Raw genomic sequence first — 21,875 nt, forward strand, 5'->3', positions numbered from 1 at the left:
TGCTAGCTTACGATAAGAAAAAAAGCAAAGCATCGTCAATTAGTTAGTGTTTGTAGGCAGGCCTACCCGCTGCGCCGCGCCATCGAGATGTAGTTGCATGGTGCGTGCCGCAGCTACAGGATCGCCATCCGCAATGGCGGCATAGATACGATTGTGTTCGCCCAAGGTCGTACTGGCCATTTCATCGGACCCTTGTTGATTACCTGCAGCTAGAATGCTGTCTCGCACACGCTCCGCCACAAACACGAGAAACTGTTCCATGTAGGTGTTCCGGGTTGCCGCCACGATTGCTCGATGAAACTCCAGATCGGCTTGAAGCCAGGCGACACTACCATAGGGAGCATCCTGCATGCCGGTGAGGCTTTGTTTCAGTGCATCGAGATCGCTTTGAGTTCGGCGCTCGGCTGCAAGGGACGCCGCCTTTACCTCAAGCGCTCCGCGTAACTCAAACAGGCTCTTAAAGGCATCACCTTGCTGAGATACATCATAGTCGATGGTGAGGACGGGTGGATTTGGCTCATCGGCAACGAAAGCCCCACGACCTTGCTGCGACCATATCCGACCCTCCGAGCGTAATCGCGCGATGGCTTCCCTGACCACATTGCGGCTTACACCAAAGGTGGAGGCGAGGGCTTGTTCGGTTGGCAGCTGATCACCGGCCTTTAAACGTCCCTCCGCAATTTCGCGTGAAATGGAACTTGCCACCAAGGTTGACAGGTGTGGCCCGCGATTCACTTTGTCGAGTTTGAGCGTCATCGATCACCCGGTAGTGCAGCTGGTCGCAGGATGCGCCCATCGCTGAGGATATGTTTAGGGTCGAAAGCGTCCTTGAGTCGGCTGGCAATGTCCAGCGTCACCTCATCGATGCGATCAAGATAAGCCTGTTGCTTGACGCGCCCGATACCATGTTCTGCACTGATTGATCCACCATAACGATCAACGATATCAAAGATGATCTCCTCAGTCTGATGGAACAAAAGCTCCATAGCATCAGGCGTGCTACCCTTGGGCGGAATGACGTTGAGATGAAGATTGCCGTCGCCGACATGACCATAAGTGACAGCAAGAGCTTCCGGATGATGCTCGCTTAAAGCCTCAAGTGTATCCGCAACAAAGTCTGCAAGTTTTGATATCGGGACGGAAACATCCGTTCGCAGATAGCGGCCACCATTGCCTTGGGATTCGACAAGGGTTTCTCGTAAAAGCCAAAGCCGTTCTGCCTGCGCACGGCTTGTCGCAAGCACTCCATCCTGTACCAGATCTCCGGCATCTCCGAGGAAATCCTGCAGGATGGCAGCCAAATCAATGCGCCCGCCTGCGGACGCTTCGATGAGGACATAAACGGGATACGGTTCTGAAAGCGGGTCGATGAAATCAGGACGTGCTTTCAGCGCAATATCGATACCTACGCGCAAGATAAGTTCGAAGGCGGTCAAAAGATCGCTACACTCGCGCCGGGCTTTTGCGTAGAGCGTCATTGCGTCTTCCACAGAGCGCAGTCCTACGAGTGCGGTCTCTACCTGTGTCGGTTTTGGGAAAAGCTTGAATGATGCGGCAGTAACGATGCCAAGGGTTCCTTCGCTACCGATAAACATTTGCTTGATGTCATAGCCACGATTGTCTTTGCGCAGGGTTTTTAGGCCGTTCCAGATGCGTCCATCGCTGAGGACCACCTCAAGCCCAAGCACCAGATCGCGAGTCATGCCGTAACGCAGCACGTTAAAGCCGCCTGCATTGGTTGCGACGTTGCCCCCGATGCGACAACTGCCCTGAGCGCCGAATGTAATTGGCAAAATGCAGTCACTAGCTTCTGCCGCGCGTTTCGCATCCTCAAGAATGCACCCAGCTTCAACAACCATGGCAAAATCAATAGGGTTGATTGAACGTACCTTGTTCATTCGCTCCAGCGAGACAACCAGTTCCTTGCCGCCCGGTGCAGCCACCGCTGCACCAACGAGGCCGGTCAACCCTCCCTGAGGAACAACAGGGATGCCAGCTTCATGGCAATATCGCAGCAGGCTTGATACTTCCGTCGTATTTTGAGGACGAGCAACAGCCATTGGCGTGCCAAAATGATCGCCGGACCAATCCTTGCAATACCGCTCCATATCCGCATCTGCCGTGAGCAAAGTTCCCTCCGGCATCGTGCTGGCGAGCGCAGCGAGCGACTTCTTACTGGGGGGAGGCAAGGCATTCATAAAAACGATCTCCGAGGTTTGTAAATTCTGTAGACAACTATCACTGTTACCGTGTTATCATACAAGTATGGTTTCTGCCATCGGGCTTTGAGAGGGATTGCCTCCTTGTTTGATGGCAAGATTCAGACTGACACCAGGCTTTACAGGAGGAAAAGCAACATGAGCGCTGACAACGGATTCCGCATGATGCACACGATGATCCGTGTGTTTGATCTGGACAGATCGATCAAATTCTATACCGAGTTGCTGGGTATGAAGCTTTTGCGCAAGGAAGACTTTCCGGGTGGCAAGTTTACACTGGCATTTGTCGGCTACGGACCGGAGGAGAGCAACACCGTTGTGGAGCTGACCCATAATTGGGATCAATCCGAGCCGTATCAGATTGGCAGCGGATTCGGCCATTTGGCTCTGGGTGTGAACGATATTTATGCTGTCTGCGATGCGCTTGAAAGGCAGGGTGCAAGCATCCCACGCAAGCCCGGCCCGATGATGCATGGCACGACGCATATCGCCTTCGTAGAAGATCCCGATGGGTACAAGATTGAGCTGATTGGCCTCGATACCATGCAGTGACACTGATCCGGAGAGCCGCATATGCCTTACCGCTGTGCGGCTCTCCGACTGATAGGTGAGGGCGGCAATACTGCGTTTCATTTGATGATCGCAATCTTGCTACGATCAATAGTAATGGCGACCGCAGCAATCAGAACCGCACCAAAGATTACATTTTCGGCAAAAATATTGACGCCAACGAATGTCATGCCAATGCGTACGATCGAGATAATAAGCGCGCCGACAGCCGTGCGTCCGACGCCGCCCAAACCTCCGGTGATTGCTGTTCCACCTACGATAACGGCCGCGATAGCTGGTAAAAGCAACTGGTTGGCCAAGCTGGGTGACCCGCTGGACAGGCGTGCAGCCAGAATAACGCCTGCGATTGCAGCCAATGTTCCGGAAATCGCGAAGGCGATAACTTTTGTACGATCAACATTGATGCCTGCGGCATAGGCCGCGGACTCGCCAGCTCCCACTGCCAGACTGTAACGGCCAAAGCGCGTATAGCGCAGGATCAGGAAGCTGACCATGCCCACAGCGATGGCGAGCAGGACGACAACCGGAATGCCTGCGATGCTTTCGTTCACCCACATCGTGTTGACACGTCCGGCTTGCTCGATGGTGATGGCCCGGCCATTGGCAATCCATAGTGCTATGCCGGCGACCACTCCGCCCGTTGCCAACGTGGCGACAAAAGATGGAACACGCAGCCGGACATGGACGATGCCGCTTAGAAGACCAAAACCGAGACCAGAGAGAATGGCGACAGGGAAGGCTGCAAAACCCATGGACGGCAAAAGTTGTGCGAGGATCACGCTCGCCAAAGAAGCAACGGCCTGAATCGAAAGGTCAATACCGCCGATCAGAATCACGAAGGTAACGCCCGTCGCCAATATGAAGAGTACGGCGGTATTCGACAGCAGCAAGGCCAGCGTTTCGCCAGTTAGAAAGCCGGGCGATGCCAGTTCGACAATGATGATGAGCAATATGAGCAATCCGGTTGGAATTGCGCCCTGAACCCAGTTGTTTGAGAGCAGCGATTTGATTTTTGATATATTTTCCATCGCTACTTCCTCAAACCATTGCCGCTACAAGCTCGACCTGATCGGGCTTCCTGCCTGCGCTGGCATCAAACCGTGCTGTGATCTCGCCATCGCGCATGACAAGAACCGTATGGGAAAGTCCGATTGTCTCTTCCAGCGTGTCGGAAAGCAGCAGGATTGCGATGCCTTGCGCGGAGAGTTGCCGGATCAATTCATAGACTTCCTCCTTGGCTCCCACGTCGAGACCACGAGTCGGATGGTCAAGGATCAGGATGCGCGACCCGGCGGTCATCCATCTGGCAAGAACGACCTTTTGCTGATTGCCACCGCTGAGTTTGCGGCAGGCAACATCCGGTCCTGGCGCTTTGATGCGCAGGCGCTTGATCCAGTCTGTGGCTAGGCGGCGTTCCTTACCGTAGTCGATGGCCCCATTGCGCATGACGTGAGAGAGGTCGGCCAACGTGATGTTCTCCGCAATGGAAAGAAACATGACCAAACCTTCGACGCGGCGCTCGCGCGGAATATAGCCAATGCTTTTGCGCACGGCTTGCCCGGGTGAGGTAAGGCGCACGGCTTCGCCCGCAATTTTCAATGTGCCTTGTGTGTGCGGCAAAAACCCGCCGACAGCACGCGTCAGCTCTTCACGGCCTGATCCAACGACGCCTGCAATGCCTACGACTTCACCGGCTCGGATATTGAAGTCCACTCCATGAAAGAATCCGGCAATCCCGAGATCCCTGGCTTCGACCATGACTTCTGGCTTCGGTTCTGTCTGCTGGGCTTCCTTGTAATATTCAGTATGCAGACCTCGCCCGACCATGATCTCGTGCAATTCCGGGCCGGTCACATTCGAGGCTTCATGCTCGGCAACGACCTTGCCATCCTTCATCGTATAAACACGGTCTGAAATGCGTAGCACTTCGTCGAGACGATGTGAGACGAAGACAAAGCTCGCTCGTGATTTTAGCGAGCGAACCCGGGCAAAGAGCACATCAATATCGGATGCACTTAATACGGATGTTGGCTCATCAAGCAAAATGACGAGAGGGCGGTCAACGCTTTCTTCGAGCGTCAGCGCCTTTGCCAGTTCAACCATCTGCCGTGCGGCGAAGCTTAATTCCGACGTGCGCGCTGTCACGTCAATATCGACACCGATTTTGGCAAGTTGCCTGCGCGAGGCCTCGTGCATGGAGCGCCAGTTTACAATGCCGAGACGCGAAAACTGCTGCTCCTGACCAAGATAAATATTCTCGGCGACGGAGAGATTGAGCAACAGCGACTGTTCCTGAAAAACCATGCCGATGCCATGAGCGGCAGCATCGCTGGAGTTGCGCAAACGCAAGGGTTTGCCATCCAGCGTCAGTGTTCCGGTATCCGGGCGGTGCGTGCCGGAAAGCACACGCATGAGCGTTGATTTGCCTGCACCATTTTCGCCAATAAGCCCGACGACTTCGTTAGGTCTAATTTCGATATCGACGTTGTTCAGCGCATAAGTGCCGGCGACGAATGATTTGCTTATTCCCTTGGCTGCGAGCATGGCGATTACTTCACAATCTTCAGGTTGAGGCGGTCGAGAGACAAAGCCACAGCGGCTATGATCATCAGGCCTTGCACCGTCTGCTGAATGTAGGGTGAGATGCCAAGCAGGATCATTCCGTTGGCGAGAACGGTCACGATAAGAACTCCGACGAGCGTGTTGAGCACGCCGCCTTCGCCGCCGGTCAAAGCCGTTCCGCCGACAACCACAGCAGTAACTGCTGCAAACAGGCGTCCGTCGGCAATGGTGGCGTTGGATTGACCGAGCTGAGCAGCGGCAAGCACACCTGCAACACCGAAAAAGAAACCGGCGAGGCCGAATGCATATATGCGGACACGCCTCGGATTCACGCCGGAAAACTCGGCAATGTCTTCACCTCCGCCGAGTGCCAGAACGTGGCGACCGAACCGGGTATGATACTGGATGACAATCGCGAGAGCGAAAGCCGCCAAGGCAACCCAAACTGCGATGGGCAATGACAGGAAACGGGTGAGGGCGAGCCCCCGAATGCTTTCGTCCATTAACCTTACCGCGGAGCCACCAAGCATATAGACCGACAATCCCAAGCCGATAAACCAGACACCAAGGGTCGTCATAAAAGACGGGATGCGCAGAGTCGTCTGAAGTACGCCGCTCATCAGGCCAATCAATGTGCTTGCAGCAATGGCTGCCAGCACGGCAAGCCAGCCGTAATTGTGCGCATTGCTGTCATTCGCGGCGAGAAGAACAACCACCATGGCGGCCACGGACATTGCTCCTTCAACCGACAGGTCGATACTGCCAAGCAGAATGATAAAAGTCATGCCCATTGCGAGCGTCAGTGGCACAGCGGCGGAATTGGCGACACGTATGAGATTGCGCGGTTCAATAAAGTTTGGATTGGCTATCGTGATAATAATGCAAAGGACGATCAACACCGCCAGAGGGGCAAAGGCGCGCCATTTGCGAAACCGGTTCCCACCGGCAAGTCGGGTCAGGAACGATTGCATCGCAGTCTTTCGCTCCGTAGTTGAGATAGGCTTCATGAGTTCAGAATTGACAGACAAAAGACTACATCCAGCATTGAGAGTGGGGAAGGCAGACGGGGCTTAAACCCTGTCTGCCGCTGCGCTATCAGGTCCGGATCGCTCCGGTCACGCGACCCCATAGGTCGTTCCAGTCCAGAGTGGGCTGAGCTTCGACATTGGTCTTGTAGTACTCTTCGACATTGTCTTTCGAAATGAGCAGCGCCTTGCCATAAAACTCCCGGTGTTCCGGAGGCTCTTTGGCGGGGTCGAACTTTTTCACATGAGCATTATAGCCGATGGCAAGACCCATGCCGCCCTGCCAAAACGGGTCGGATGTTACCGTGCATGCAAACTCGCCTTTACGTACGGCATCGACCGCCGATTTAATGCCGTCAACACCGACGATCGGGACCTTGCCTGCCAAGTCTTCGGCCCGAAGTGCTTCAAGTGCGCCAACGCCCATGTCGTCATTTGCCGCCCAGATACCTTTGATGTCGTCGCCAAAGCGGGTCAGCAGATTACTTGTCAGATCGAAGGCTTCGGTTGATTTCCAATTGGCGACCTGAAAATCCAACAGTTTGATATTTGGATTGGCCGCAAGAGCTTCGTCCAGTCCCTTTTTTCGTTCAATTGCTGCAGTCGTGGAGATCATACCGCCCAAGGCGACGATGCCGCCACTGCCGCCAATGGCGTTGAATAGAATTTCAGCGATCTGCTTGCCGCTGGCAATGCCATCGAACTCGATGTGTGAAACGTAGTTTGGCGTGAAGTCTTTCGGATGAAGGTCAGCAGGCTTGTTCCATTGAGTTACCACGGTAGCACCTGCCTTGGCGCAGGCCTCGACAATCGGACGCGCATCAGGAGTATCGTTCGGGTCAGAATTGAGAACCATGTTGCCGCCGGTCTTGGCGAGCATAGCTTTAATATCGGCAATGCCCTTTTCACTGTTTCCTTCCGAGACAAGCGTCACATGCTCCAGCCCGGCAGATTTGGCAAAAGCTTCAGCACCCATTTTCCATACGGCGTGATATGGATTGGACAGGGACCTTATCGATGTGACAAGCGCGGGTGCCGATTGTGCAAAAAGTTGTTTCGGCAGAGCAGCTACGGCCAACCCGGCTGTCGCTCCCAGCATCAGTGTTCGCCGGTTTACTCGTCCAAAACGCGCAAATTTATCCTGTTCATTCATTCCCAATTCCTCCCTCTGGAAATTCATGTTCTTATGGCATCTGTTCCACGACGCCTGAATTGTGCAGTAAGAGTCTATGCCGCACCCTCCAATTTGTACGACAACCCTCCAACACGATAACCATACCCTTTCTCTTGACGCTTCACAAGAGACTTGAGATTGTATGTGTGAAATGTCCGGCGACGCAGGTCGGTCGTGGGCGAACTTTTCATGAAGCGGGAGGAATTAGATGGCCGATTATATCATCGTGGGCGGCGGATCGGCGGGATGCGTACTTGCCGCCAGGCTGACAGAGGATCCGAATGCCACGGTGACGCTGCTTGAGGCCGGACCCCGCGATACGAATATGTTCATTCACCTGCCTGTTGGTTTCTTCAAGATGACAGCGGGACCTTTGATATGGGGTTATGAAACCGCGCCAGGACGGGAAATCGGGGGTCGGAAAATGGTTTATCCGCAAGCAAGGGTGCTTGGTGGCGGAAGTTCGATTAATGCGCAGGTTTTTACCCGCGGCTGTCCGGAGGACTACAATGCCTGGGCTGATGAAGAAGGCTGCGACGGTTGGTCATTTCGCGATGTGCAACCCTATTTCAAGAAGTCTGAAGGTAATGACACGTTGGTCGATGACAACCATGGAAACGAAGGGCCACTCGGCGTAAGTTCCGGTAATCCTCATTCCCTGACACGCATTTTCGTTCAAGCCGCCCAACAAGCGGGAATCCCGTTCACTGCGGATTTCAATGGCGGTAAACAGCAAGGCAGTGGTTTCTATCAGACAACCACAAAGAATGGCCGCCGCAGCAGTACTGCAGTTGGATATTTGAAGCCGGTTTTGGACCGCAGTAATTTGACGGTAAAGACGGGCGTGTTCGTTAATCGGATTGTCGTCAAGGGCAATCGGGCCATCGGGGTTGAAATTATTGAGAAAGGCGAAAAAATTTTCATTGGTGCCGACCGCGAGGTTGTCCTTACATCGGGAGCTATAGGCTCACCTAAGCTTCTGATGCTTTCGGGCATTGGCCCAGCCGATGAACTGAGGGCGATGAGTATCGATGTAGTGCACGATCTGCCCGGTGTCGGTCAAAATTTACAGGATCATATGGATGTTGATGTAATTGCAGAACTTTCCGGCCCGTATGGAATAGATCGTTACAAGAAACTGAGATGGCAGATTCTGGCAGGCCTTGAATATGCAGCATTCGGCAAAGGTCCTGTAGCGTCAAACATCGTTGAAGGCGGTGCTTTCTGGTGGGGCGACGAAACGGAAAAGACCCCTGATCTCCAGTTTCACTTTCTGCCGGGGGCAGGTGTAGAGAAAGGGATAGGTTCAGTTCCTGGCGGTAATGGCTGCACGCTTAATTCCTACCATTTGCGGCCACGCTCGCGCGGGACAGTCAAATTGAGGTCTTCTGATCCGGGTGATGCACCGATCATCGACCCCAACGCGTTTGCTGAACCCTATGATCTGGAGCGTGCCGTCGATGGTATCCTCATCAGTAGGGATATTCTGAATCAACCGGCATTCAAGCCCTTCATCAGGCGTGAACATCTGCCTGGTGATGGAGTGAATACGCGGGCGGACTGTGCTGCATTTGCCCGTGAGCACGCTAGATCAGCATATCACCCCGTAGGAACCTGCCGAATGGGTAAAGGAGAAGATGCTGTCGTTGATCCGCAACTGAAGGTTTATGGCATTGACGGATTAAGAGTTTGCGATAGCTCGATAATGCCCAGACTGATCTCCTCCAACACCAATGCCACAACGGTTATGATCGGAGAAAAGGCAGCGGATTTCATCAGGCGGGCCAGTAATTGATTGTGGAATTGGGAAATTTCTCAAGGGCAATCTTGCAGGGTTGTCGTACAACTAAAATCTGATAAGAGTGTTTGCGGCAAGAAACTTCGCAGGAGATTATGATGCGATCGAAAGAATTTGGCCGTACCGGCCGGACGGTAAGCGAGATAGGTTTTGGCGCATGGGCGATCGGTGCTGCGTGGGGCGAGGTCAATGATGATGAGGCGCTGGCAGCTCTTCATGCGGCGCTTGATAGCGGTGTGACCTTTATCGATACCGCTGATGTTTACGGTGACGGGCACTCGGAACAGCTGATTGCGAAGGTCATCAAGGAGCGGGGAGGCGAGAAGCCCTTCATAGCAACGAAAGCCGGGCGTAGATTGCCTGAACAAACTGTTGCAGGCTACAGCATGGAAAACCTCACCGGTTACATCGAACGCAGCCTGAAGAACCTCCAGACAGATACGCTCGATCTGGTGCAACTGCACTGTCCACCCACGGATCTGTACTATCATCCGGAAGTCTTCGAGCGGTTGGACCGTTTGGTGGAACAGGGCAAAATCCGCAACTACGGTGTAAGCGTGGAGCGCGTCGAAGAGGGCCTCAAAGCGCTCGAATATCCGGGCGTTGTCAGCGTGCAGATAATATTCAATGCGTTCAGGCAGCGTCCCGCCGAGCGTTTCTTCGCCTTGGCCGAAGAAACGAAAACCGCGATTATCGCTCGTGTACCGCTAGCAAGCGGCTTGCTGTCAGGGAAATTCAAGCGCGATACGACATTTGCGGAAAATGATCATCGCCTGTTCAATCGCAATGGTGAAGCTTTTGATGTGGGCGAAACATTCTCCGGGGTGCCTTACGAAAAAGGGCTGGAAGCAGTGGAACGTATTCGCCCACTGGTATCCGGCGACACGACAATGGCCAAGTTTGCACTGCGCTGGATTTTGATGTTTGACGCAGTGACTGTAGCGATCCCCGGTGCCCGCAACCCTGCACAAGCGCGCTCAAATGCAGAGGCCGCAGCGCTAGCGCCACTCTCACCGGATACGATGGAAAAAATTGAACAGATTTACCAGGAGGACATCAAGCCGTTTGTCCATCAACGCTGGTAGTAGTTTTGAAGTTTACATGAGCCAAAACGGTGGCCTTGTGCCGCCGTTTTCTTGTGCCTCGGATCTTTTGGTCAGACTTTAGGCGCTTGGACAAAATCAGAGCTTGACCAGCGCCTGAACTCGGTCTTGTCACGCAATGGATTTTTTTAAAGCAGTAGCCGGATTGATGCCGGTGCTTTATGGATTGAGATAGGCCACTTAAACTGCGGGTAGATTCATGTCAGACGTCAAAATCAGAACACGGGCAGTTGGCGCACGTGCAATCCTGAAGGCTAAGGAGCTGCCCGTTATCACCTCGGAGACGGGCGGTAACTTGAATGTCGTCACCTCCGTTTCCGAGCCGGGATTCAATCCGCTTGATCTGCTCTATTCATCGCTGGCCGCGTGCATTGTCCTTAGTGCACGCATTGCTGCCAGCCGGCTGCAGGTCTCAGATAGGCTTGATGAAGTTCGCGTCCATGTGACCGGGGAGAAGTCTCATGAAGAACCGTTCCGCATTGTGCGCTTCGATATTGATGTCGAAATCGCTGGAGATCTCGATGATGCGACGAAGCATCAGGTCATGGAGCTTGCCGAGGAAATATGTACCGTAAGTAACACACTCCGAGGAGATGCGGATTTTGTGACAAAGCTTCTACCTTCCGTTTGATATGCTTCCCTTCGATTTAAGTGATTGCAGCTGAATAGGCATGACTAATGCGCACTGATATTCAAAAGGTTCCGCAAGGAAATCAATAATTCAATGTCTGAAGCCTAGTGGCGGTTTTTAGCGGGACATCCAACCGCCTGGTGCTCACCGGCATTTGGCAAACAAAATTTCATCACATCTGAAAACAGTATTTGTCGCAGAGCACGCGATAATATGGATGCATGTCACATGCAGTTCACAGACGGGCATCTAAGCTTGGTGCGACCCTCCATACTACAGCACCAACCGTCACAGAGACAGGAAAGGCGTGCCCCATGTCGAAAGTCAGCGCACCGAATAACCATTCGAACCTAGCCACCGTCGATCCTGAAACTGCGAATAAATGGGAAGAAGCTCAGAAATCAGCCAAGGATGCCGGCATAATCTGGGAGCGGCCAAAAGGTGATAACCGATCAGCGCAGGATATAATCAACGATACACGACTCTTGCGCGATCTCGGCAATCAGAGCGGCGTCAGAGATATGCTGGAAGAAAGAGTTGGCGGCAATATCGGCACAGACGCCGACGCAGCGTTTCGGGCAGTGCAGGTTCTGGAGCACGTCGAGCGATTCGACGAGAATGGCGAGAGGATTGCAGGCAAGGATGTCGACAATGATCGCATTGATGGTTTTACCAAGGGTGGGGACGCGAAGCACGGTACTGAAGCAGGACGTCTTCAGGATTTTGGCAAGTACGGGTTTTCAAATCTGAAGGGTGAACTCAACGATGTGTCATCTGTCGGTGACAACAAGGAGGCCCGTGAGCAGGCTGAGAAGGTAGGCATAAAATGGGAGTTGCCTCAAGACGACAAGCGCTCCGCACAGGATATAATCGGAGATTCTCCACTCCTCGCCAATCTGGGAAACCAGAGCGGCGTCAAGGACATGCTTAAGGAGCGTGTTGGCGATTTTGATAAAGACGCAAACGCAGCATATAGGGCAAGCCAGATTCTTGATCGCATTACAATGTATGACGACAAGGGAAATGCACTGTCAGGAGGCGATGTATCCAATACAAGTATTGATGGCTTCACGAAGAGCGGTGAGGCCAAGCATGGAACCGAAGCAGGCCGCCTCCAGGATTTTGGAAAGTACGGTTTTGAAGTCATAAAAGACGTAAAGAAGCCCGATGAGATCGGTAGCTACAAGGACTTCTTGAAGGCCAATCCGGACGCTGACGAAACGTCAAAGACCATCGCCAAATATGCCGCCATCCTTGATGAAAATTATGATGCGATTAAAGGAAAAACCGGGTCGGGTGATCGGCTGACTGCTGATGCCCTCAAGAAGTATAAGGATGAGAACCCCCAGATCGGCGATGAAGTCAAGGAGGCGCTTAATTTCTGGTCGCAGCCGGGTGCCTTCGACAAGATAGAAACGGCAAAAGACCCGCTGAAGTTCAAGCCGGATGGCGATCTCAGCAAGGATGATGTGAAGAACTGGCTTTCAAAACAGGCTCCAAAGGATGCAACGTCGGCCATCACCTTCCTCTCTGGGGTAACAAATGGAAGTGCAGTGCACGGCACCGACACCAGCAAGCTGAACAAAGATCTGTTCGAAAATCCCGATAAACATTCAAAAGAAGAAAAGGCCGCTGCCCTTCAGGAACTGTTGTCCGCCCAGCAACTAATCGTCAAAGGTGCCGAAGCGGGGATGTGGAAGGATGACTATTCAAAGGTCAGCATTGCCAATCGCGCCCGCACCCATCCCGATCCACAGGAAGTGCTCAAGGATCTCAATGAGCATATCAGCATCCTCGAAAAAGACCCCGAGGTAGTGAAGTACCTCAATGAATCCAGCTCCAGGCAAATGAACGCATTGCTGGACGACAACAAGGGCCTGAAGGAATCGCTAAAGAAAACCTATGAGGACGAAATCAAGTCCGGCAAGGCTCTCGATAACTTATGGGAAACAAACACGAAAGACGGCAAGACCGACCAGCAAGGCGCGCTTGCCGAATTCTACGGGTCAGCAAAGATGTTCCAGGAGTCGCTCGGATTCGAAAAGCCGGGGGAAATTCAAGACGCCGTCAACAATTCCAAACACAAGAGTGACTTCCAGGATTTCTACGAGAAATCTCTTGCGTCTGGCGATCGTTTGAAAGAACTGCTCAAGGACAACACTTTCGAGGAAGCAACCAGTGCATTCAGCACAGAGGTTGCACTTTATAATGCTGCGCTCGATCCTGAGTTTACCGGGAAGTTCGACAATAAGCTGAACGATAATTTTTCCAATATCGCGAAGGATAATGCGTTCAAGGACGCGTCATTTGACGATCTGAAGCGGGCGTTCGGTCAAAATGGCGGCAATGAGTTGGATGAGGAAAAAGTAAAGTCCTATATCGAACAGATCAGCAAGGACAATCCCGAGCTCTTGGTCAATCAGGATGGGACAGTAGCAAAACCTGATCAGATACTGTCCGGCTTCAGGGGCACTTGGGATGTGTTGCGCCAGGGAACGAAATCGCTCGCCGAACTTGGCCCGAGCTTGTTAAGCCCTTCCGCCAAGGCGGCAGCGGACAAGGGCGTTCTTCATGGTGTCAGTGGGCTCTTCATGGCCGGCGTTACTATCTCCAAGGGTGTCCAGAGTGGAGGAAACCCAACTGAAAGGCAGAAAGTCGACATAACGACCGGGTCTATTCAGACCGCAACCCTTCTAACCGAAGGTGGGATCAAAGCCTGGAAAACATACCTGAAAGATGTCGTTGATAAACATCCTGATACCGCCATCGGAAAAAGAATCGGCAAGATGTCCGATGCGAATTTCAAGAGTCTTACGGACAATTGGAGCCGCGCTGAGAATGCTGCCAAGGGCGTTGGTGGTCTCGCTGGTATCGTCGCGGGTGCCTATGGCATATTCGACGGTGTTCAGTCGATCCGCAAAGGCGATACCGTTGGCGGTGGCATCAGTATCACAGCCGGCTCTCTGGGGGCACTTGCCGGTCTCGCTTCTGCCGTGGAAGGTGGTTTGGGAGTATTTGCCCCTAGTGTCTTGAGAGCGCTCCCGATCGCAGGAGCGGCCGGTGTTCTTGGACTGGCCGCCGCTGGTGTGGGTGCCATAGCCATGCTGCTCCCGGGATTGATCGAGGAAGGAAAGCAACAGACAAGGGCTGATAATTTTGGCGAATTGCTCGGCAGTTATCTGACGAAGTATGAGATTGATGGTGTTCCAAACGGTGATATCTACGATGTTCCGGACGATGCCTGGCCGGATAGTGATAGCGGTATAGCATCGTAAAGCGAAAGGTGAAGCTGCGTCTTGGAACCGGCTTAGGCCGGTCCCTCACCATCGCTCCTTTTCTGGTCGAGATATGCTCCGCGTTTGCCCAAGCGGTGTTCTCTCCACACCGTGAACAGACCGGCACCAACAACAATCAAGGCCCCGAGAACCATATTCCATGTGATCGCTTCGTTAAAGAAAACAACCGCAACGCCAACGCTGAGTACAAGCTGAACGTAAGTTACCGGCTGAACCTCGACTGCCTCTAAAAAGCTATACGCTTTTATGAGGAAGTAGTGGCTCACCGCTCCGCATATGCAGAGCGCCGCCATTGGCAACCAGTCGTGAGCCGCGATTGGCGTCCAATAAAATGGGCCTATTGTCGAGACGGCAACTGCGCCTGCAAGGCCAGCGTAAAGAACGCTGGTTACCGAAGAATCGTACCGGCTGACCGCGCGTGTGGCGACGCTGTATATCGCGTAGATCAATGCTGCGGTAAGCGGGAGCAGCAAGCTGATATCGAAATGCACATCAACCGGATTGAGGATCACTAAAACGCCGAAGAGCCCGGTCGCAATTGCAATACCACGCCGCCACCCGACTTTTTCCCCCAAAAACGGCACGGACAGTACAGTGACGAGGAGCGGCGCCGCCTGAAGGATTGACTGGCTCATAGCCAACCCAGCCGTCTTATAGGCAAAGACGACGAGGACGATTTCCGCCACTAGAAAAAGGCCCCGCCCGATCTGCAGAAAAGGGCGCTTTGTGACCATAGCGCCTCGCAACCCTGCCGGAGATGTCGCAGCCAACACGATGACGAAGCCAGCAAACGCCCAAAACCGTATCATCGTGACCATGAGAGGGGGATATCTGTCGCTCAGCAGTTTGGTAAACCCATCCTGGGCGGCGAATATCGTGACAGCCAACAGAACGAAGACATATCCCAGGGTTTTGCTTTTCATGAAAGTGCACGTGTGTCCGAGGAGGTTTGTAATACCAGTCCTTAAGCTACCTTTGCATGCAAAGGTAGGGGCCAGCATTAGCAACCTCTGGAGAAAGTTTTCTCTTCAATTCCAGATTAAGAAGTTCCCTTGAGTATTACGTGGTTGGCGCCTTGTCGACGAAAACGTTTGAGCAGGCGTTCCACCGTCGCGTGCCGGGGGCCCGGACGCGTGGCGATGTGGAACCGTTCGTAGTTATCAACGACAGCCGGATGAACGGGAACGAGCCCCAACAGATTGGAAAATTCGCTGCCGTAGGGCCTGCGTAGCAAGGCAATCCCAACGCCCGAGGCAGCGGCCAGCAGGGCCAAATCATGGCCTGAGAAGAGGCGATCTTTCCCCTCTGCCACATGTGTGAGATTTTGACCCGCCAGCCAGACCCGCCAACCGGTTTCAGATGCGTCGTGAATAAGTGGATAGCGCAGAAGGTCTTCTGCTTCCGGAGTTGGTCCGATATCCTCCGCAATACTTCTGCACGCGACAGGCTGTAGGACCTCATTGAACAGAGGTTCGGAAACTGCATTTGGCCACCCGCCTTGACCCAGCCGTATGGCAATCCTCGCGTCCGACAGGGTCATGTGACGATTGTCTATTTCCAATTCAATTCTAAGATCGAGCGGAAACCCTTCAAGTGACTTGAGTCTCGGTATCAACCAAAGCCGGGCAAAGGATTGGACGACGCTGACACGGACCGTATCAAGGCCGTGGTGCGACCTGTTTTTATCCTGGCTGTCTTGGAGCATTGCTATTGCAAGTTCGATGCGCGCTGCAAAGCGTTCACCTTCAAGTGTCAGTCGAACGCCGCGCCCATGCCGCGCGAAAAGGCGAAAGCCAGCCCAATGCTCTGCGGAGGCAACGCGTCGACTCACGGCCCCATGAGTGATGCCAAGCGCAGTTGCGGCTGCCGAGAACGAGCCCAGATGGGCAGCCGATAAAACTGCTTCGAGAGCTTCAAGCGGTGGTAAGGTGTGCGTCATAGGCACATCTGAATGCAGATCGACATTCTATGTCAACAGCTGCTTTTATGTCACACAGCTCATATGGAAAAACTTAGTTCAAACTCAGTCCCGGCGGTGCTACTTCCTGCGCTTGCGGTTGCTGGCACGGTCTTCACCTGGTCTTCATCGTTTGCAGCAATCGGCTATGCCCTTCGCGAAATCGAACCTTTGCCGTTGGCCTCGATCCGCTTCGCTATAGCGGCGATCTTGGCAATCGCCTGGATAGCATGGCGCAGGCCCAACTCATTCCTGAGACGCGACTATGCCACATTGGCCCTTAGTGGCCTTCTTGGCATTGCCGCGTACAATATTCTTCTCAATTCCGGGCAGGCAACCGTTTCAGCTGGCGCTGCTGGTTTCATCGTGAACACGCAGCCGCTCTTCATGGTACTGCTCGCTGTTCTCTTTCTCAAAGAGAGCTTCAGCCGCTGGAGTTGGGTTGGAACATTGTTGGGATTTACCGGCGTTGCAGTCATTGCCGCCGGGCAGCCCGGCGGCCTGTCATTTGGTACGGGTTCGACATTAATCGTGCTGGCAGCTGCCTGTGCGGCTGCCTACTCGACGCTTCAGAGACCCTTGTTCAAGAGAGCCAAGACGCTTGACGTAACGGCGTTCGTTATAATTGCCGGTGCTATTGCGCTCATACCTTGGCTACCTGCTGGTTTCTCGCAAGCGTTGAACGCACGTCCCGATACGCTACTCATGGTATTATTTCTTGCAATTGGCCCAGGGATCATCGGTCAGAGTTGCTGGACATACGCACTCAAGAACTTTGGAGCTGCAAGGGCTGGACAGTTTTTGTATCTGATCCCGCCATGCTCGGTCGGAATGGCATGGCTCCTGCTTGGCGAAGTTCCACAAGGAAACACCATACTTGGCGGTGCGCTGGCACTCGGCGGGGTTGTAGTCGTGAATAGTTGGGGACGTCGCTGAAACAGCACGGTGATAGTCATGGCCTGTGCAGCCACCGAATCGTTCTGTTGGCAAATGTCGTCTACATCCGCATTTGAGCAGACTTGCATCGATACGTTTTGCGGGATCATTTCACGATCGGCATGAGGTTTTGATGCGCAGATAGGTGAGGGGCGGAATTTGGGCTTTGATCGCCGCACTTTATTTGGGCGGATTGCGATAGCCAAGACCGCATGTCTGCAATAATGCCTAGTGTACAAATTTTAACGTGGATACCTGGAAGGGTCAGATGGTGGGCGTGACAGGGATTGAACCTGTGACCCCTACGATGTCAACGTAGTGCTCTCCCGCTGAGCTACACGCCCATCTGCCGGTTCCTTGACTTCGTTGAAACCAACGAGGACTAAGGGAGCTTCTTATATGTCTGATATTCAGCAAGTCAATACTACTACAGGTTCGGAAACCCAAGGGAACTACGTCGCAGAACCTTCTCCTGAGGCGTACCGTATTACCCGTCTTCACGACTGGTGGTGTCTCACATGGGATGAAGGTAACGCAAGGCGTCGGTACAAACTTTCAATGAACTACCAAGAGGCTGAACAACTAGCCCCTGCAAAGTATGCAGAGTTAGCACAACCTGTTGAAAAGCCTATTCTTTCTGTAGATGATGTCTTTAGAGTGTATTTGAGAGAGAACGCTGAGAAGCCTATTTGTGTAACCCTGAAATACACTCATAAGGCCTTGAAACCTATGTTCGGAAATAAACTACCTTCGGAGATAACGGTAGCTCATTGCCGTGAATATACAGCAGACAGAAGAGCTAAGGACCGGAAAGATGGAACTATCTGGACTGAACTAGGCCACCTAAGGATGGTTTGTCGTTGGGCTGAGAAGCATAAACTCATCCCTGAAGCTCCTTATATTGAAAAGCCTATGAAGCCAGAACCAAAGGAAGACTATCTTACCAGACAACAAATTCAGAAACTTCTTCGAGATTGTCCAGCTCATTTATCTCACCTTCGGCTAGCAGTCCTACTTATGATTTCTACAGGTGCCAGACTATCAGCAGCTTTGCAGTTAAAATGGGACAGGGTTAACTTTGAGAGAGAACAAGTAGACCTTCGTATTGAGGGAATGGGACGAAGGAAGGGTAGGGCTATTGTTCCTATGAGCAAGACACTTAAAGATGCTCTTACTGTTGCCTTTGCCAATCGTACAGAGGGTCGTACAGAGGGTTATGTCATTGAGTGGGGAGGCAAGCCTATAAAGACCCTGAAGCGCTCCTTAGCCCTATTATCAGAGACTACAGGCGTTGTATTTACTGCACATATGCTAAGACATTCTGCTGCGGTATGGTTAGCTGAGGATGGACACTCAATGCACGAGATATCTCAGTTCCTAGGGCATTCTAATACGATTATAACCGAAAGAGTCTATGCTAGGTTCTCTCCAGCATATCTAAAGAAACTGTCTTCCAGCCTAGAGTTGTAAAGTTGCAATAGTCAGTTTGACCTAATGTTGCGGGTAGATTATAGAACTTTTATTCGCAACATTTAATTTAGGAGCGTACTATGGCTAGAGCAGCAAGAGCAATACCAGCTGAGGGTGCAGAAATAAATCACTATCAACCGGTAGATAACCTTCCGCTCCCAGTCTCTACCAGAACCAGCAGGTACAAGTTCTCTGAAATGAAGGTCAATGCAGGATTTACGTTTCCGGCTGGCGACCTCAAGAAGGTCAATGCGGCAGTCAGTGCATATAAGCGGAAGCACACCGACCAAAGTTTCACAGTTCGGAGAATTGATGACGAAACGTACGGTTGCTGGCGTCTAAAATAGTCCAATAATCTTGCCGCTTCTAGTGTCGGGAAGCCTTAGGGGAATAGCCCTTAGACCGAAGAAAAGGTCATATAAATAAGGATTTTTTCTCCCGCTACTTTCTTCGGCCCCTTCGGGGGCTTTTTCTTTTCGACAGATTTAACTATGGTCCGCGATAGTAGGGAGGGAAGGTCGATGGAATTCATATGGGTTCTGATTATCAGTAACACCCTCAATGCAAGTGAGCCTCCCTACCCGTATGGGACAACTTACACGAGAGCAGAAGACTGCTTTGATAAAGCTAGAGGGTTTACGCTTCAGTCCGCCAAACACTTCCCCAACTTTCGATACGAATGTCATCAAGTAAAGACACCATACAAAAATCCCAAGTAATGGTGAAGAATTATTGGTTTTCTACGCAATAACTCCAAGTATTTCTGGGTAACAATAATTTCCCCGTCAGAATAATTCTACACGTTGTACGATTTTACTTGACAATGGAGTCGAAATGTGCAATAATATTAGACTGGAAGTGTGAGTAAGGCGAGACAAGCTCGCTTGGATAACGGGAAACTTTCCCGGAGATATCAAAAAGGTGCTATGCGCCAGCTACAGGGTCATTGGTTTGCAGACGGCAACGCGCTGCACAGACTGTCGAAAGTCAAACCTCCAAATGCTCCTGCCCACCTACTGGGATGCACGTTTAGCTCAGCACTTCCATCTTTCATCCCAATCGAATTCTCTTTGCCCCATAAATGACTCAGGGCGAGCTTCAAGGGCCCTTCGGGTGTATCCATACCCCTGAGGGCCTGAAACGCTCTGTACTGGGCTGTATGAGGATTTTATGGCCTATTGGGTACTTCCCTCACGTACGCACGTACGCGGGCGCACTATTACTACCCGTATTAATACCTATAGAGATACTGTAGGTATACGTAGAGTGATACTCTTCGTACCGTACACTAGGTAATAGAAATACCTTTAAGTCACTTAAGGGTACTGTACGAAAGGATACTTTCCTAAAGAGTGCTAACCGTACAGCACATACCGTTAAATAAAATCTCTTTAAGCTAAAGGTACTCTCCTAAAGAGTTGGTACTTAAAGTTATAGGCTTCAGAGATTCTGAATTCCTATGTCCCTCCTTTGATATTTTCTTTTTCGGCATCAAGGTGTCAGGACCGTTCCTACCACACCCTTGAGCTTTCTTTCCTTCGGCCTAACTATTTGCTCGCCCATGACCTCACTGGGCGTAACCCTGAGTGCTGTTCTTTCTTTCGCGCTATGCTCTGTCAGAGATTAGAATAATATTAGCTGCAATATATAGGAGGGAAATTACCCTGTTTAATACTGTAGAAAATCTCAGATAGGAAAAACTATGACAAATATAACTAACGAACCCAAGAAACTAGGTCGCCCAAGGAAATATAACTCAGACGAGGAGCGCAAGGCTGCACAGCGAGCTGCTTACCGCCGGAAGACTGAAGATACCGTGACGTATCGTTGTCAGAAGCACGAGAGTACAGAAGCCCGGCTAGAGGCAGTCAAGGAATACAGGCGAGGATATATCAGGGATAGGTATGCCAATGACCCAGAGTTCCGGGAGCGTCAGAAGGCTTGGTCGAAAGAAGAGTACCAAAACCAGAAAGGACGACAAGATGAACGCAGTCCACAATAACAAGGCCTTCGACTTCGACATGTTCGGAGACGCACTCAAAGTCAAGAAGGCAGACGGCAGGACTAAGTTCCTTGGCGTTTCCAATATCGACATGACCATTGACTCAGGAAACGAGTTTCTGTTCGTTGACTGGCTGGATATTGAGGCGGTAGACGAGCCGTGGAAGTCAGAAGGCAAGATTATTTATGCCAAGAAGCTAACCAAGGTTTCACCCCAGTTGACCTATATTTTCGTCGCTGGCGATGCCGACAACCAGATACCAGAATTTATTACGATAGTTCACGGCGGTCTGCTTAGTCTCCGAGACGATGACAAGGCCAAAGTCAGCTGGACTCCCTGCAATGCCCAAGGATTGGTCAATGCGGTCCACCAGTGGGTCAAGCGAAGCCAGACTTAGGACTATAGCACAGCGTCTTAATTAAACTTTTCAAACGCACCTTTCCCACACAAAGCTCATCCCGGTTACGGGACATATCAGCGGCAAGCCGGAAGGAGATTTCATCAAATTATTTTATCAGAAAGATTTCACAATGAGCTATTCCAAGATTGAGACTTTTAGAAACAAGAATAACAATTGCCCTGTAGATTTTACTAAGCTCCAAGAGGGTCTTCGCACTACAGATGTGATGCAGGCTAAGGGTTATAAGCAGCTTGGCATGACAGACATAGACGGGGTGGTCGAGTATAAGGGCTACGTACTCTTTACGGAGTGGAAAGGTACTCGCGACCTCCCGACAGGACAGAGACTTACATTAGAGGCCCTGTCAAAAAACTCACCTAAGCAAGACTGTATGCAGGTCTATGGCGAGACTGATACGATGAAGGTCTATGCGTATCGGAAGTGCAAGAACGGTATTTGGGAGAAATGGGTCGAATGTCCTGAGGGGCTAGACGACTACCTAGATGCACTCTCCGCGTGGTGCGACCATGTTCAAGAGCAGACGAGCAAGCACTGATGGGGTACGTCATTCCCTTGCTGTTCGTTATTTCCCTCCTCCTTCTCATCATAGGGCTGTCTCGTCTCATACTGAGGGACCTCTTTATCTATCTATATCAGCGTAAATATAAGAACCTATAAATTTTAACTGACAGATGGCTAGGGGGTGTTGAGGTCGTAAAGGACTTCCCTCCT

The 21,875-nt window shown here is 51.9% G+C and carries 17 protein-coding genes and 1 tRNA gene; 9 read left to right on the forward strand and 9 right to left on the reverse strand.

The annotated features are described in order from the left end of the window. Positions 1-39: 39 nt before the first annotated feature. Together ABKW30_RS11420 and ABKW30_RS11425 are read right to left on the reverse strand one after the other, a co-directional pair. Entirely contained in the window at positions 40-756 is a 717-nt protein-coding gene (locus ABKW30_RS11420) for a FadR/GntR family transcriptional regulator (RefSeq protein ID WP_348599056.1), read from the reverse strand. Beyond that, positions 753-2,198 carry an FAD-binding oxidoreductase gene (locus ABKW30_RS11425; protein ID WP_348599057.1) on the reverse strand — a complete coding sequence of 482 codons (1,446 nt, stop codon included), beginning with the start codon at positions 2,196-2,198 and terminating at the stop codon, positions 753-755. The genes ABKW30_RS11420 and ABKW30_RS11425 overlap by 4 nt, the downstream gene beginning before the upstream one ends. Positions 2,199-2,357: 159 nt before the next feature. Between ABKW30_RS11425 and gloA the strand changes: the two genes are divergently transcribed. Further along, positions 2,358-2,771 (forward strand): lactoylglutathione lyase, encoded by a 414-nt coding sequence (gloA, locus tag ABKW30_RS11430; protein ID WP_348599058.1) that lies wholly within the window; start codon positions 2,358-2,360, stop codon positions 2,769-2,771. 77 nt (positions 2,772-2,848) lie between these two features. Here the strand turns inward: gloA and ABKW30_RS11435 are convergent, their stop codons facing one another. The 4 genes from ABKW30_RS11435 to ABKW30_RS11450 form a co-directional block, all read right to left on the reverse strand. Beyond that, positions 2,849-3,817, reverse strand: a complete 969-nt coding sequence (locus ABKW30_RS11435) for an ABC transporter permease (RefSeq protein WP_348599059.1) — start codon at positions 3,815-3,817, stop codon at positions 2,849-2,851. 10 nt (positions 3,818-3,827) lie between these two features. Beyond that, positions 3,828-5,333, reverse strand: a complete 1,506-nt coding sequence (locus ABKW30_RS11440; RefSeq protein ID WP_348599060.1) for a sugar ABC transporter ATP-binding protein — start codon at positions 5,331-5,333, stop codon at positions 3,828-3,830. 5 nt (positions 5,334-5,338) lie between these two features. Then, complete coding sequence (locus ABKW30_RS11445) at positions 5,339-6,379, reverse strand: ABC transporter permease (RefSeq protein ID WP_348599061.1); 1,041 nt, start codon at positions 6,377-6,379, stop codon at positions 5,339-5,341. Between the two features lie 67 nt (positions 6,380-6,446). Next, complete coding sequence (locus tag ABKW30_RS11450) at positions 6,447-7,529, reverse strand: sugar ABC transporter substrate-binding protein (protein WP_348599062.1); 1,083 nt, start codon at positions 7,527-7,529, stop codon at positions 6,447-6,449. Positions 7,530-7,758: 229 nt separating this feature from the next. Between ABKW30_RS11450 and ABKW30_RS11455 the strand changes: the two genes are divergently transcribed. From ABKW30_RS11455 to ABKW30_RS11470, 4 genes are all read left to right on the forward strand, one after another. Further along, the gene (locus ABKW30_RS11455; protein WP_348599063.1) at positions 7,759-9,345 is read left to right on the forward strand and encodes a GMC family oxidoreductase N-terminal domain-containing protein; all 1,587 of its coding nucleotides are present in this window, start codon (positions 7,759-7,761) and stop codon (positions 9,343-9,345) included. Between the two features lie 101 nt (positions 9,346-9,446). Beyond that, positions 9,447-10,433 carry an aldo/keto reductase gene (locus ABKW30_RS11460; RefSeq protein WP_348599773.1) on the forward strand — a complete coding sequence of 329 codons (987 nt, stop codon included), beginning with the start codon at positions 9,447-9,449 and terminating at the stop codon, positions 10,431-10,433. A 217-nt stretch (positions 10,434-10,650) separates the two neighbouring features. After that, a complete protein-coding gene (locus ABKW30_RS11465; protein ID WP_348599064.1) occupies positions 10,651-11,082 on the forward strand; it encodes an OsmC family protein in 432 nt (143 codons plus the stop codon). Between the two features lie 314 nt (positions 11,083-11,396). Next, positions 11,397-14,357 (forward strand): type III effector HrpK domain-containing protein, encoded by a 2,961-nt coding sequence (locus ABKW30_RS11470; RefSeq protein ID WP_348599065.1) that lies wholly within the window; start codon positions 11,397-11,399, stop codon positions 14,355-14,357. 32 nt (positions 14,358-14,389) lie between these two features. Here ABKW30_RS11470 and ABKW30_RS11475 read toward each other — a convergent pair whose 3' ends face one another. Continuing rightward, positions 14,390-15,301, reverse strand: coding sequence for a DMT family transporter (locus ABKW30_RS11475; RefSeq protein ID WP_348599066.1), 912 nt, complete (start codon positions 15,299-15,301; stop codon positions 14,390-14,392). Positions 15,302-15,417: 116 nt separating this feature from the next. Beyond that, positions 15,418-16,317 (reverse strand): LysR family transcriptional regulator, encoded by a 900-nt coding sequence (locus ABKW30_RS11480; RefSeq protein WP_348599067.1) that lies wholly within the window; start codon positions 16,315-16,317, stop codon positions 15,418-15,420. Between the two features lie 63 nt (positions 16,318-16,380). Here ABKW30_RS11480 and ABKW30_RS11485 point away from each other — a divergent pair, with 63 nt between their 5' ends. Continuing rightward, positions 16,381-17,271, forward strand: a complete 891-nt coding sequence (locus ABKW30_RS11485) for a DMT family transporter (protein ID WP_348599068.1) — start codon at positions 16,381-16,383, stop codon at positions 17,269-17,271. Between the two features lie 269 nt (positions 17,272-17,540). Here the strand turns inward: ABKW30_RS11485 and ABKW30_RS11490 are convergent. Continuing rightward, positions 17,541-17,615 (reverse strand) — tRNA-Val (locus ABKW30_RS11490). Positions 17,616-17,670: 55 nt separating this feature from the next. On the opposite strand from ABKW30_RS11490, the gene ABKW30_RS11495 reads away from it, so the two are divergent. The 3 genes from ABKW30_RS11495 (at position 17,671) to ABKW30_RS11505 (ending at position 21,699) form a co-directional block, all read left to right on the forward strand. Continuing rightward, complete coding sequence (locus tag ABKW30_RS11495; protein WP_348599069.1) at positions 17,671-18,741, forward strand: site-specific integrase; 1,071 nt, start codon at positions 17,671-17,673, stop codon at positions 18,739-18,741. 1,982 nt (positions 18,742-20,723) lie between these two features. Next, positions 20,724-21,140 (forward strand): hypothetical protein, encoded by a 417-nt coding sequence (locus ABKW30_RS11500; protein ID WP_348599070.1) that lies wholly within the window; start codon positions 20,724-20,726, stop codon positions 21,138-21,140. 133 nt (positions 21,141-21,273) lie between these two features. Next, positions 21,274-21,699, forward strand: a complete 426-nt coding sequence (locus tag ABKW30_RS11505; RefSeq protein ID WP_348599071.1) for a hypothetical protein — start codon at positions 21,274-21,276, stop codon at positions 21,697-21,699. Positions 21,700-21,875: the final 176 nt, after the last annotated feature.

The organism is Phyllobacterium sp. SB3 (assembly GCF_040009165.1).
Classification (GTDB): domain Bacteria; phylum Pseudomonadota; class Alphaproteobacteria; order Rhizobiales; family Rhizobiaceae; genus Phyllobacterium.